Origin of the sequence: Zobellia uliginosa (assembly GCF_900156625.1) — a bacterium.
GTDB lineage: Bacteria > Bacteroidota > Bacteroidia > Flavobacteriales > Flavobacteriaceae > Zobellia > Zobellia uliginosa.
Genome location: NZ_FTOB01000002.1, coordinates 638,106 through 653,330 on the forward strand (window position 1 = coordinate 638,106; position 15,225 = coordinate 653,330).

The 15,225-nt window shown below is 41.4% G+C and carries 7 protein-coding genes; 6 read left to right on the forward strand and 1 reads right to left on the reverse strand.

The window, feature by feature from the left end; translation table 11 throughout:
• The first annotated feature begins 190 nt into the window (after positions 1–190).
• From BW980_RS07205 to BW980_RS22970, 6 genes are all read left to right on the forward strand, one after another.
• Entirely contained in the window at positions 191–1,177 is a 987-nt protein-coding gene (locus tag BW980_RS07205; RefSeq protein WP_076454758.1) for a UDP-glucuronic acid decarboxylase family protein, read from the forward strand.
• Between the two features lie 445 nt (positions 1,178–1,622).
• Positions 1,623–2,708 carry a DegT/DnrJ/EryC1/StrS family aminotransferase gene (locus BW980_RS07210; RefSeq protein WP_076454242.1) on the forward strand — a complete coding sequence of 362 codons (1,086 nt, stop codon included), beginning with the start codon at positions 1,623–1,625 and terminating at the stop codon, positions 2,706–2,708.
• A 4-nt stretch (positions 2,709–2,712) separates the two neighbouring features.
• Positions 2,713–4,644: a polysaccharide biosynthesis protein gene (locus tag BW980_RS07215; protein WP_076454243.1), complete on the forward strand. Its 1,932-nt coding sequence runs from the start codon at positions 2,713–2,715 to the stop codon at positions 4,642–4,644.
• A 46-nt stretch (positions 4,645–4,690) separates the two neighbouring features.
• Positions 4,691–5,488 carry a polysaccharide biosynthesis/export family protein gene (locus tag BW980_RS07220; protein WP_083690403.1) on the forward strand — a complete coding sequence of 266 codons (798 nt, stop codon included), beginning with the start codon at positions 4,691–4,693 and terminating at the stop codon, positions 5,486–5,488.
• A 26-nt stretch (positions 5,489–5,514) separates the two neighbouring features.
• Positions 5,515–7,896 carry a GumC family protein gene (locus tag BW980_RS07225; protein ID WP_245799986.1) on the forward strand — a complete coding sequence of 794 codons (2,382 nt, stop codon included), beginning with the start codon at positions 5,515–5,517 and terminating at the stop codon, positions 7,894–7,896.
• Positions 7,897–8,270: 374 nt separating this feature from the next.
• A complete protein-coding gene (locus tag BW980_RS22970) occupies positions 8,271–14,393 on the forward strand; it encodes a malectin domain-containing carbohydrate-binding protein (RefSeq protein WP_076454244.1) in 6,123 nt (2,040 codons plus the stop codon).
• 89 nt (positions 14,394–14,482) lie between these two features.
• On the opposite strand, the gene BW980_RS07235 is transcribed toward BW980_RS22970, so the two are convergent.
• On the reverse strand, positions 14,483–15,223 hold the full coding sequence (locus tag BW980_RS07235; protein WP_076454245.1) for a tyrosine-protein phosphatase: 741 nt from the start codon (positions 15,221–15,223) through the stop codon (positions 14,483–14,485).
• Positions 15,224–15,225: the final 2 nt, after the last annotated feature.

A 15,225-nucleotide genomic window follows, 5' to 3' on the forward strand; every position in this document is an offset into this window, starting at 1 on the left:
TGTAGAATAAGACTATTTACCTTTTATCTTAAATATTTGAAGTTCATAGCATTTTGAGAAAAAAACGTCTTGGGTTTGATACAATGTATTTATATTCGTGCCGATTGTAATGCCAACTAGTGATAAATGGTTCTGCTTTTCGATGTTGAAGCTATCTGGCATTCGTTGAGCGGAATATTAAATGTACGAAATGAAGAAAATACTGATTACCGGGGCGGCCGGTTTTTTAGGATCCCATCTGTGTGACCGATTTATAAAGGAAGGATATTATGTAATCGCTATGGATAACCTGATTACAGGCGACTTGCGTAATATCGAGCATCTTTTTAAGTTAGAGAACTTTGAGTTTTACCATCACGATGTTACTAAATTCGTGAATGTGCCGGGGAAATTGGACTATATTCTTCATTTTGCCTCTCCGGCCAGTCCGATCGATTATTTAAAGATTCCGATTCAGACCTTGAAGGTGGGGGCATTGGGAACCCATAACCTATTGGGCTTGGCCAAGGTTAAAAACGCTAGGATATTAATTGCATCTACTTCCGAAATATATGGGGATCCCCTAGTTCACCCCCAGACGGAAGAATATTATGGCAATGTCAACACCATTGGCCCTAGAGGGGTTTACGATGAAGCCAAAAGATTTATGGAGTCTATTACCATGGCCTATAATCGCTTTCATGGTCTTGAAACACGTATTGTTAGGATATTTAATACCTATGGGCCTAGAATGCGACTGAACGATGGTAGGGTAATACCTGCATTTATAGGGCAGGCCTTACGAGGTGAAGATTTAACTGTGTTCGGTGATGGTAGTCAAACCCGTTCCTTTTGTTATGTCGATGATGAAGTGGAGGGGATTTACCGTCTATTGCTCAGTGATTATGATATGCCCGTAAATATTGGCAACCCACATGAAATCACTATTAAGGATTTTGCAGAGGAAATTGTAAAATTGACAGGAACGGACCAGAAGGTTATTTATAAGCCTTTACCGCAAGATGACCCGATGCAAAGGCAACCTGATATTACAAAGGCCAAAGAGATTCTGGGCTGGGAGCCCAAGGTGTCCCGTGCGGAAGGCATGAAAAAGACCTACGAGTATTTCAAGTCATTGCCGGAAGATGAATTGTATAAAAAGGAACACAAGGATTTTAAGGATTATAATCGAGTCTAAGAAAACCTTGGAAATGAACTTAGAGGAGCGATGGTTCGTATTGGCTTCGCTCTTTTTTTTGTTATAAGCGTTTGATTTTGATATTTTTATAAGGAGAATGCCTTGGGGTTTCCTATTTTTGGGAGGCGGTAGAGGTGAAAAAACACATCTATTTTTTAATTTATATCGTACATATGTGGCTCAAGGTTGATGTTGGAGTTTGGTGTAAGGTGTGATTAGCCGATTTTTTGAGGCGTACAACAAAATTAATGAAGGGTTCTAATGTTAAGGTTTAGTTTTGTTTTTGATAATCAGGAAAGTATTGCTTGGCAATATTGAGATTATATTTATATGTTTGGCCGCCATTGATTTGATGATGTCGGCAACCCCCAAACCATAATGAACTAAAAACCAATTTCCGGTGAAAACTATTGCACAAGAAAAAATATGGCTGTCTTCTCCCCATATGGGAGGAGGTGAACAAAAATACGTTCAAGAAGCCTTTGATACGAATTGGGTCGCTCCTTTAGGGCCTAACGTAGATAACTTTGAAAAATCCATAACCCAGTTTGTTGGCGGAGATATGCACGTAGCCGCACTTAGTTCAGGTACTGCCGCAATTCATCTCGCTTTGGAATTATTGGGCGTAACCCGGGGCGATGAAGTAATTTGTCAAAGTTTTACTTTTTCGGCATCGGCCAATCCTATTATGTATCTTGGGGCCACTCCCGTTTTTGTAGATAGTGAAATAGATACTTGGAATATTTCCCCTGAATTATTGGAAGCTGCCATAAAGGATCGAATGGCCCATGGAAAAAAACCGAAAGCTATCGTAGCCGTCCATTTATATGGAATGCCCTATAAAGTGGATGAAATAAGGAAGGTTTCAGAAAAATATGATATTCCCGTTGTTGAGGATAGTGCAGAGGCTCTGGGTAGTGCGTTCAAGGATGAAAAGTGCGGTACTTTTGGAGAAATAGGGATTTTTTCTTTTAACGGAAATAAAATAATTACCACTTCTGGGGGAGGCGCCTTGGTGTCCAGAAAAGAGGAGGTGAAGAAAAAGGCCGTATTCTTGGCAACGCAAGCACGGGACGATGCGCCCCACTACCAGCACTCCAATGTAGGATATAACTATAGAATGAGCAATATTCTTGCGGGTATTGGCCGTGGTCAGATGGAAGTGCTTCAAGAACGTGTAAGGCAAAGAAGATTTAATTACGATTTTTATAAAAAACATCTTGGGCATCTTTCCCAACTTGAATTTTTAGAGGAACCAGAGGGGTATTATTGCAATAGATGGTTGACTTGCGTGTTGACCCCTTCCTACGAGATTAGGGAAAAAATACGATTGGCCCTTTTAGAGGTCGATATCGAATCTAGACCTTTATGGAAGCCGATGCATATGCAACCGGTTTTCAATGAATTTCCCCATTATAGCGATGGTACATCGGAAGACCTTTTCAACCGGGGACTTTGTTTGCCAAGTGGCTCTAACCTTTCCCAAAATGATCTGGAAAGAATAGTGGAGTTAATTCTAACCAAAATTTAATCTGATGATAAAAGACTATTTAGTAAGTAATGCTCATAAATATGCGTCTAAATGGCTGGTTTTGGCCATTGATGTGGTTATGATCTCTATTTCCTTCGTATTATCGTATATCATACGTTTTAATCTCACTTTAGATTTTGAAATAGACCGATTATTTATTCAACTGCCCATTATTGCATTGATAGCCTTGGCCTCTTTTATTTTTACGGGCTCCCATAAAGGAGTGATAAGGCATACGGGGGTAAGGGATGTATACAACATATTCAATGCCATTTGTCTTTCAAGTATTTTACTGATTTCCATGGTCTTGTTCAATAGGGAGCTTGGTGTATTCGAGAACTTTACGGTTCCCTTGGGGATCATCATTATTCATAGCTTGTTGAGCTTTGTGGCCCTTACCGCTTCAAGGTATGTGTTTAAGGCGCTTTATAACAACCTTATGGCCCGTGATTTTAAGGTCAATAAGAATGTTTTGATTTTTGGGGCAGGGGAGTCGGGTATATTGACCCAGAATGCCCTGGTCAACCATACTAAAAGCCGGGTTAGGGTAGTGGGTTATGTTGATGAGGATGTAAAAAAGGTCGGCAAGCAGATCAATGGGGTAAAAGTGTTTCATAAAGATGTACTGAACCGCGATTTTATTGTAAAGAACAATATTTCGGAAGTTATTTTCTCGATACAGAATATCGATCCTAGAAGCTTAAAGGTATTGGTTGAGGGCTTGGTAGACTTTCCGGTCCAAGTTAAAATTGTTCCACCGGTAGAGCAATGGATCAACGGTGAGTTGAAAGTATCGCAAATCAAGCAGATTCAGATTGAAGACCTGTTGGATCGGGCACCGATCAATATCAAAAATTCTAAAATCGCTGGAGAAATCAAGAATAAGGTAGTTCTTGTTACGGGAGGAGCGGGGTCTATCGGTAGTGAAATCGTACGTCAAGTATGTACCTATAACTACAAATCATTGATTGTTATAGATCAATCGGAATCGGCATTGTACGATTTGCAACAAGAATTAAAACAAAATGGCTACCACAATTTTATGCCTATTGTGGGGGATGTACGTGACAAAAATAGATTGAACAACCTCTTTCAGGAATACAAGCCGAATATTGTTTTTCATGCCGCCGCCTATAAGCATGTGCCCCTAATGGAATACAATGCCTATGAGGCCATCAAGATCAATGTGGCAGGTACAAAGGTCGTGGCCGATTTGTCCATCAGTCATAATGTCGACAAGTTTATATTCATTTCTACCGATAAAGCGGTGAACCCGACCAATGTTATGGGGGCAACCAAACGAATTGCTGAAATGTATATCAGTTGTATGCAGCAAAAGGGAAAGACGAAATTTATAACCACACGTTTTGGAAACGTGCTGGGGTCAAACGGATCCGTTATTCCCCTGTTTAAAAAGCAAATAGAAAAAGGAGGACCTTTGACCGTTACCCACGAAAACGTTACCCGTTTTTTTATGACCATACCCGAGGCATCGCAATTGGTTCTTGAAGCCGGTGCTATGGGAGAAGGTGGCGAAATTTTTATTTTTGATATGGGCGAATCGGTAAAGATATTCGATTTGGCCAAGAATATGATCAAGCTGAGCGGACTGCGATATCCTGAGGACATCGATATAAAAATCACAGGTTTGAGACCCGGTGAAAAGCTGTATGAAGAGCTGTTGGCAAATGGGGAAAACACCTTGCCTACCTATCATAAGAAAATTATGATCGGTAAGACCAGGGAGCTGGATTATACCTTGGTACATGCTAAGATCGATGAACTTTGTGTTTCCAATATGTTCTTCAATGAAAGGACGGTAAGTTTAATGAAGGAAATCGTTCCAGAATTTATCTCCAACAATTCAGAGTTGTGTTTGCTTGATAAAAAGAAGCAGAACACCGCTAAGAATCATCCGCTTAAAAAAGTTTTATAAGTTTTTTATTTGTTATCATTGCACCAAAATTTGAAACACTATGTCTATGAAAAAACGAAGTCTTACCGCGATTACTAGTTCTTTAAGGTCGATTGTGCCCCTTTTGGTATTGTCAGCCGTTCTACTTTCTTCATGTGCCACAAGAAAAGAAGTTGTTTATTTTCAGAATACGGGAGACTTTGAAACCTTGGTCGATAAGAATAGTTTTACCCCTAAGTTTAAGGTAGATGATTTAGTGAGCATTTATGTGTCTACTTTAGATAGTGAGGCGAGTGCGCCATTTAATTTGTTTAGGGGAAGTTCTGAAGGAGGAATTCGTCCGGAACAAGTGGATTATTTGGTCGATAAGGAAGGGGAAATTGATTTTCCGGTAATAGGGAAAATAAAAATTGCCGGCTTATCGGGTGAGGAAGTTAGGGTTTTGCTTAGGGATAAGCTTTCGGATTACTTGAAAGACCCGATTATTAATATCAGGCTTAGAAACTTTAGTATTTCTGTTTTGGGAGAGGTTCACCGTCCAGGAACATACCCTGTAGACGGGGAGCGGATTACCATAATGGAGGCCTTGGGGCTTGCAGGGGATCTTACCATTAAAGGAAAACGGGAGAACGTAATGGTGATTCGGGACTTTGATGGTACCAAGGTATATACGCGTATCGACTTGACAAAAAAGGAAGCCCTAAGTTCGCCGGTCTATTATCTGACCCAAAATGATGTAGTCTATGTGGAGCCGAACAATTCGGCCATCAAATCCTCTACCTTGGATAATCGAGCGTCTATCTACGTTTCTGTGGCTTCCTTGTTGATTACCTCTACGGTGTTATTAATTACCAGAACAAACTAATTTTATGTTGTTCTTAAAAAAATAAAATGAGCTTGAATACTCAAAATTCTATGTCAAATAATTCCTTTGATTTTAAGGAAATACTCAATACTTATATGGCATACTGGAAATGGTTTCTGTTTTCGGTCGTATTGGCCTTGTTGATTGCCTATGTCAATATTAGGTATGCTACCCCAAAGTTTGCGGTGCAGACTCAAATTCAGATTCTTGATGAAAAAAGTTCGGGTTCAGAGCTCGATATGTTTCGGGATTTGGAAGTTTTTGGAGGCCAAAAAACGAAGGTTGAAGACGAAATTCAAATTATCAATTCGCGATCCAACTGGGTAGAGGTAGTCAAGGAATTAGGGTTGAGTACTAAAATTTACGTTCAAGGTAACATTATTGAGTCCGAACTTTATAAGAATCCTCCGGTAAAAGTAAACTTTATCGCCCCTGATTCGGTTATAAACAGGGCAAAATTGAACTTCTTTCTTACCATTTCCTCTTCGACCACCTTTGGTTATACGGAAGAAGAAGACAAACCTGTGAAGATTTATGCTTTTGGGAAGAATATTTCGACTCCTATTGGGGATATTGTAATCACGCCCAATGTGGCCACTTTAGAAAACTACAAAAATAAAACCTTGCGTGTTTCTATTCAGCCAATCGATGATACGGCACAGGCCTATAGGGGGAGTTTGTTGGTTAGTGCGGCGGATGAATATTCGAATATCTTGAATATCCGAATGGAAGATGCGATTCAGGAGAAGGCCAAGGATATATTGGATGCGTTGGTTCGTGTCTATAATAAAAATGCCATAGAGGATAAGCAAATCATAGCGGATAGAACTTCAAATTTTATAGAGGAACGTATCGCGAACATTGCAACGCGATTATCCAGCGTAGATCAGTCGGCCAAAGATTTTAAGACCGAAAAGGGGGTTACCGATATTGCCTCCGAAGCCAATATTAATTTAAATGTAGGGGTGGCAAACCAACAAGAATTGGCGAATGCGCGGAATCAACTTAATATGGCCGCCTCCATGCAGGAAATGGTTCAGCAGCAAGATGGCTATGAAGTGCTCCCCACAAATATTGGACTTTCGGACCCTACGATTGCAAACACAACCGAACGATATAATCAGTTGGTCTTGGAACGGAAGAGACTGCTAAAAAGTTCGAATGAAAAGAACCCGGTAATCGTAAATCTTGATCAGCAAATAGCAGGTCTAAAGCGTAGCATGCAATCGAGTCTTAGTAGTACGGTCAATAACTTAGGGATGACGGTGAACTCCTTGAGTGGTCAACAGGCCCGTTTCAACTCCAAGATTTATTCGGCCCCGGCCAATGAAAAGGCGTTAAGGGATATAACCCGAAAACAACAAACCACCGAATCTTTATACTTGTATTTATTGCAAAAGCGCGAGGAGTCGCAAATAGCGGTCGCCTCAACCTCGCCTAAATCGAAAATCATCGATAAGGCCTATGCGGTCAGTAAAACGCCGGTATCGCCTAAAAAGCCTATTATTTATTTGGCATCTTTTATTCTTGGTCTTTTTATTCCATTTTCTATTATATATGTTAAGGACTTATTGGATAATAAAATTCATAACATGCATTCCTTGGAGAAGTATGTGAATGATATACCGGTACTAGGGGAATTGCCTAGTATAGGTAAAAAAGAAGAAAAGTTGGTCGTAAAGGAAGATCGCTCGGTTTTGGCCGAATCCTTAAGGATAATCCGTACGAACCTCGATTATATTTTAAAGACCAAGAAGAAAGACGGAAAAGGGAATGTAGTGTACGTTACTTCGAGTGTCCCAGGGGAAGGAAAAACTTTTCTTTCTACCAATTTATCAATGATTTTAGCCAGTACCAATAAAAGGGTACTCTTGGTAGGTGCGGATATTCGAAATCCTAAGTTGTATAGTTTTTTTACAAGTGGGGATATTGATAAAATGGCCAAACCTAGTAGGAACAAGGATGCTGGCTTGACCGAATATCTCTATGATAATACATTGAATGTTAAAGATATTGTGAACCCTATGTTGGTCCACCAAAATACCATAGATGTCATTTATTCAGGGCGTATCCCTCCCAATCCGGCAGAATTGCTAATGAGCGGAAGGGTAGAGGAGTTATTGGCCGAGGTGTCAAAACTATATGATTATGTTATTGTAGATACCGCGCCTTTAATGGTAGTGACCGATACCTTGCTGATAAGTGATTATGCCGATTTACTCGTATATGTTACACGTGCGGGGGTTACAGAAATCAGTGCGGTTGAGTTCCCGTTAAAATTGCAACAGGAAGGAAAAATCAAAGGTTTGTCCTTTGTAGTGAATGATGTAGACGCTTCTAATTTGGGATACGGTGGTAAATATGGCTACGGTTATGGTAAGACCCAAAAGAAATGGTGGAAATTTTAAAGAAAAAAAACAACAACACGTAAGAAAAAACCCTGTAGAAATTCAGGGTTTTTCTTTTTATGTCCCGAATGGAAAACTTCTTAACAGTATAGGCTGAACATCTTTTAAAAAAATAGCTATTTTCGCGCCTATATAAAAATCTTCCCCTAGAGAATTTAATGGTAAATGGAACACCACTTCTTATTTATAGAAGGAGGTTCGGAATGTATGTAAAGTAAGGTAAATCATCAGTTTAGACTACGGTTTGTCATTTACCGAAGTTCAGCCCGCTTTTAACGAAAAGAAGTAGGGTATTCAAGCCTCAAGGTGTTATTAGGTTATATTTGTTGGCTGTGGAAGACCTACGCATTAGGATAAAGAAAACACTATTTAATATGAAAAATAATTACATAACAAGTTTTTTAATCACTTGTGTCACCATCTTTTTTGCAGGAAGTTTTCGTGCTGGGGCACAGTTGCCTGATGAGTTTCAGTTAGTAGAGTTGCATTCGGGTTTTACCAATGCGACTTCTATGGAATTTGCTCCCGATGGTCGAATATTTGTACTGGATCGTTTCGGAGAGATTTTTATTCACAAACCTGAACTTTTTACAACGGTGAGTGCGGGAACCATACCCGTATACCATGGGTCGGAAGACGGCCTTTTGGCCATTGCCTTTGATCCGAATTTTGAGTCTAATAATTGGGTCTATATTTATTACTCCCTTGAGAACGAGGACAAGAATAGGATTTCCAGGTTTACAATGAATGGTGACCTTCTCGATCTGTCTTCGGAAAAGAATATGTTGGAGTGGGAGACGCAGCGAGAAGAGAGTTACCATGCCGGAGGGGATATGGGCTTCGATTCGCAAGGTAACTTATTGATTTCTACAGGGGATAATACCAATCATGGCAATTATGGAGCTATAGATGAGGGCTATAGTCCTAATAGTGCGGAAAAAAGTTCGTCGAATACCAATGATTTAAGGGGAAAAATTTTACGTATCAAGCCATTACCCAATGGCACTTATGATATACCTACAGGGAATTTATTTGCAGAAGGCACACCAAATACGAGACCCGAAATATATGTTATGGGCTGTCGTAATCCCTATCGTTTTTTTATCGATAAACAAAACAACGATTGGATTTTTTGGGGAGAGGTGGGGCCTGATGCCAATGACCCGGGGGAGAATGGGGAAGGCCCGGTCGGAATGGACGAAATGAATCTGACCAAGGAAGCGGGTAATTATGGATGGCCTTATTTTACAGGAAAAAACGAACCATATAAGGTTTATCACGCTACACCGGTCTATAATAATCCTAACTCCCCAAAAAACGTTTCGACTTGGAATAAGACTGGATTAGAGGATTTGCCGCCAGCCGTGGAATCTTGGATGGAGTTCAAGAGGGGGAATGGTAGTAAATGGTCTATATTTTCTGGGCCTCGTTATTATTACGATCCGAATTTAAGTGATCAGCAAAGGCTTCCCGCGGCCTTTGATGGGGTCTTGTTCTATTATAATTTTAATAATAGTAAGGTGTATGCGGTTAAGATGGATGCAAATGGTACGATCTTGAGTACCGAACAATTGGCTCCCTCAGTTTTCCCATCAAATGCTGAGGATGGTTATATCGACATGGAAATTGGCCCAGATGGCCATATGTATATCTTGGAATATGGGGTAGGCTGTTGTGAAGATGGGGATGGTAGCGGTCGCCTGGTACGGGTTGATTATACCGGTATTGTTACGAATTCTCCCCCAATAGTTTTGGCCGAAGCCGATGTTACCAGTGGGGCCTTAAACCTAACGGTCAATTTTTCTAGTGACGGCACTTATGATCCTGACGGGGATACCGGCTTAGTATATGAATGGGATTTTGGCGATGGGAGCCCCAAAGTATCGGGAGTAACGCAAACCCAACATACCTATACCACAGAAGGAATATATAATGCCCAGTTAAAAGTAATTGATGGTGACGGGGCACAAGGGGTTAAAAACATAACGATATACGCAGGAAATACCAAAGCTGAATTTACTTTTAATTCGCCACTCGACGGAGGTTTGGTCGGATGGGGTGACGATATTACGATAGATTTGGAGGTTAGCGATGCCGAAGATGGAAGCACCTCAGGTGGGGGGATTGATTGTAAGGACGTGGATATTATTCCTTCCTTGGGCCATTTAAATCATTTTCACGATGGGAATACACTGGATGGTTGCCCGGCAGACTTTACTTTGGAATATAGTGGTCATAACATTGATGGGGGCGATGATCTTTACTATGTTTTGGGAAGTAATTACAAAGACCAAGGCAACCTTATTTCTTTTGGTCAAATTAAATTGCACCCCAAGCGAAAAGAGGCTGAATTTTATGATCAAGAAAGCGGGGTTCAGTTGATAGATAATACCGATCCGCTTGAAGGTGGTGAAGGGGCCATTAGGGTCAACCATAATAGCTATATTGTTTTGGAGGGAAGGAACTTGGCCAATATTTCCTCTGTAAAATACTACGTAGCTTCCAATACGGATGGAGGAACAATTGAACTTCGGTTAGATAGTGCCAATGGTACGCTTTTGGCCACTTCAAATGTGCCAAATACCGGAGGGGCCTCAAATTGGGAATACATTGAGACCAATTTTGTGGAACCGGGAGGAAAGCATGATTTGTACTTTGTGTTTAAAAACCCAACAAGTCAGCAAAACAGTTTTGATATAAATTTCATTGAATTTGTAGGAGCGGGAGTTTCTGTAGATAAATCTCCCCCTTTGGTTAACTCGGTAAGGGTAAATACTCCGACTGAGGTTCGAGTTGTATTTTCTGAATATGTTACCGAATCTACGGCCGAAGAACTTTCTAACTATATCATAAATAATGGAGTGACCATAAGTTCGGCAGAGCTTTTGTCCGATAATCGAACTGTTATTCTGTCTACCTCATCTTTAGATTCAGGCATCACCTATGAAATCAATATAAAGAACGTAAAGAATACTTCGGGAATTTCTATCGTTGCGGAAGACCATTCCCTTTCTACGATAAATGCAATTCGAATCAATGTTGGGGGTGACCAGACCGTTCTTGATGATCATATATTTTTAGCGGATACCTACGCAAGTGGGGGAAATCAGTTTGATGCGGTCATACCTATAAACGGTACTACCGACGATACACTCTACCAAACCGAAAGATATGGTACTTTTTCGTACGAAATACCGGTGCCGGCACCAGGGGAGTATGATATCCGCCTACATTTTGCAGAACTTTATTTTGGTGTGGGGAGTAGGCCGGGAGGACAAGGAAGTCGAGTGTTCAATGTCTCCATAGAGAATAAACCGGTACTTACGAATTTTGATATTCTTTCGGAAGTAGAGGCGGCGACGGCCTTACGAAAGGAAATCGATAATATATCGGTCACCGATGGTTTTGTGAGCATCTCGTTTACCGGAATAGAAGAAAACCCAAAATTATCGGGGATAGAAATTTTGCCTCCGGATACTTTTGTCGGGGAGGGAAGCAGGCCTAAAATAACCATTACTTCCCCAATGAACGGCTGGGAGGTAAATGAGCCTTTTCAGGTAGCTTTTGCCGTAGAAAATTGGGTGATAAACGAAGATGATACCCATTTACATTACTTTGTCAATGGCACATTGGTCGACAAGTATTATGGATATGATCCAATTCCTATCGATGGATACGGGGCAGGGGAACATACGATTAAAGTGGAACTTTTTAATGCAGACCATACAGGCACGGGCATCTATGACGAAGTTGTCGTCAATGTTACCGGTCAGATAACATGTAATGAAACCCCATTTCCCGAATCCTGGTCCGTAAAGCAACTGGAAGAGTCTTCACTGCCTTATCCTTCGGTATATACATTCGCCAAATATGATTTTGATGGAGATGGTCTAAAGGATATTGTAACCGGTAGTTGGTGGTATAAGAATCCGGGCTCTGTGAGCGGGGATTGGGTACGAAACGATATTGGAGAAAACTTTGGAAACGTAGTCCATGTGTATGATTTCGATGGGGACGGTAATTACGATTTATTGGGTACGGCCTTAGGTGTTGCTCCTGATAGCCCATATGAGAGTGAGGTTCTTCTTTGGGCAAAAGGTGATGGCGCCGGTAATTTTACGATCTACAATAACATCCCGGCCGGCAATACCGGATATTGGGAGCCTTTTGTAGCAGGCTTGGCTGGAGGGGTCTTTAGTGTAAACGGACCTTATCAAATGGCCATTAACTGGAACGGGGCCGAAAAAACCGATGCACCGATTCAAATGCTTACCCCCTCGGCCAATCCGACCGAAGGAACATGGACTTTAGTGGACATTAGTGAAGAGGGGGAGTCTTCTGGTGAAGACATTCAAGCGGGTGATATTGACCGAGATGGAGATTTAGATTTATTCCAAGGAGAAAACTGGCTTCGAAATGACGGAAATGGAAATTTTGAGATTTTCGATACGGGGATAAGGTATGCATCGACACCCGATCGGGCCCAATTAGCGGATTTTGATCGTGATGGGGATCTGGATGCTGTCGTAGGGCAATTAAGTGCGGATACTTCCGATCCGGAGCGAGATGAATTTGCTTGGTTTGAAGCGCCTTCCGACCCGACCCAACCATGGATTAGGCACCTATTGGATACGGATATAAAAGGAAGTCTCAGTGTATTTGCATCCGATATTGATTTTGATGGCGACCAAGATATTATTGTAGGAGAGTGGAGAGGTAGTCACCGTCTAATAGCTTTTGAAAACGATCTTTGCGATTCCGGGGAATTTAACCTTAGGGTTCTTGACGCAGGTGGTCCTTTGGAGCATCACGATGGGGCAAGAGTTGTTGATATCGACAATGATGGGGATTTGGATATTATTTCAAATGGTTGGCGAAATGACAATAGACCTAGAATTTATGAAAATACTACTATACGGCCAGAGGACGATCGGCCAATAGCTAATGCGGGAGATGACAGAACCGTCCTTCCCGGGGTAAGCCTAAGTCTGAATGGCCAAGGGAGCGACCCTGATGGTGGGGATATTATTGCATTTCAATGGACACAAGTGAGTGGGCCGAACGATACCAGTATGAGCGATACCGATACTCAAAATGTAACGATCAATGGTTTGGTAGAAGGTATTTATGTTTTTCGTTTTAGTGTGACGGATGACGAAGGGGATACGGCTTTTGACGATGTGACTATTACCGTAAGTGATAGTCAAACATCCGTATCTCGTGTTAATGCGGGAGGACCAAGTTTTACCTTTGACGGTAATAGTTGGTCTGCGGACCAGTATTATAACGGGGGAGGAACGATAACCAATATCATAGATATAGCCAATACGGAGAATGATCAACTGTATCAAACCGAACGTTATCGTGCTACCGGAAGCCTGATTTATGAGATTCCTGTAAATAACGGAGAGCTTAGTGTCAACCTCCATTTTGCTGAGATATATTATGGTGTGGCAGGAGGAGCCGCAGGAGGAGCTGGATCGCGTGTTTTTAATATTGATGTAGAAGGTCAGCAGCAAAAGGAAAACTACGATATTTTTGTAGCGGCTGGAGGTGCGGCAACGGCTGTAGTAGAAACCTTTAGTGGTATAAACGTTACCGATGGCAGTTTGACCATTACCTTGACTCCGGTCAAAGAATATCCGAAAATATCCGGTATTGAAATAATTGAACCGGTAGTGGAAGGGGCACCTACGGCCGATGCCGGTGATGACCGAGTATTGACCTTGCCAATAAACAATGTCGTGCTTAATGGATCTGGATCGGACCCTGATGGGGGAGAAGTTTCTTATGCTTGGAACCAACTAAGCGGACCTGGTTTGGCAACGTTGAGTGGTGCCGATACGGCAAGTTTGACCGTTAGCAATTTGAGTGCCGGAGTCTATGTGTTTACTCTTGTCGTTACCGATGATGAGGGAGAATCGGATTCTGATACCGTTACGGTCACTGTCGTAAATGAAAATGGACTCTTGGCCGTTGCCGAAGCGGCTCCTACGGAAGGAAGTGCGCCGCTTGAAGTAACCTTTACGGGTAGTAAGTCATTTGGTGATGTCGTTAGTTATTTATGGGATTTTCAAGACGGAAAAACATCGACTGATTCGGATACGGCAAATACCTTTGTCGAAAACGGTACTTACAATGTAGAGCTTACCGTTACCGATGCCCAAGGGATTACGGATACCGCAACGGTGACGATAATCGTATCGGAAACCCTTGAAGGGGATAAGATGGGGTATATTTTGAAAGACAATCCGGTTACCGAAGGCGTCTTGAGCGTTCGGGTGCTCAACCAGGCTGCGGAATTTATGATGTTGGAGGTTAATTTACACGATCAGCAAGGACGATTGATAAGTGATATTAAGGCCAAGGACATTGTTCTTTCCGGAGATAATGCCTATAACATACCCGTTTATCTATTAAGGGATGGAATTTACTTCCTGAACATAGTAAACAATATGGGCGACCCGGTTACCATAAAGTTCTTGGTAAAGAACTAGGTCATATTGAACTGAATATAAAAAAGCCGCTACATAGCGGCTTTTTTGTTTGAATATAAGGCTGTTCCTTTTCTTCGATTTGACATATCTCAATAGAAGGTCTCGATGGTATTGTTGATCAATGGTAACAACTGCTCCAAGGTCTTTTTCGATACCGTAAGTTTTTTAAGGGCGTTGAATTGATTCATATTATGGATATCCGAACCCAAGAAATCGATAAAGCCATTTTCTAAAAGTTCATGGGCGACTTTTGGCACTTCCTTGCCGTAATACTCGCTCAGCGACAATAGGTTCATCTGAAACAATATCCCGTTGTCTTTGTATTGGTTATATCGTTTCATCCGATGGTGTAGAAAGCCATATCTCTCTGGGTGGGCCAGAATCGGAAAAAAACGATTGGAGGCCGTTTTTATAATAGCGTCATCAAAATTTATCGGTGGCTGTAAATAGGACATCTCTACAAGAAGGTAGTCCTTCTTCATGGGCATTACGCCCGAGCTCTCCAATAAAAACTCATAATTGTCATCGATCATGTGTTCGGCCGAAGCTTCTATGGAAATATCGGTCAATCCGTTTTGTAAAAGGGCATTCTTTAATTCCGATAGGGCGGCCTGAATCGTCTCTTTTGTGTTGGGGTAATAGTTAGACATGATATGTGGGGTGGCAATAAAATGCTTTACGCCCAGTTCGGAAAATGCTTTGATAAGGTCAATTGACTCGTCTACGGTTTTGGCCCCATCATCAATACCCGGTAAGATATGGTTATGGATATCGATAAACCCTTCTAGGTAATCGGACAAGAATTTCTTTTTATTGAAAAAGTGAAACATTT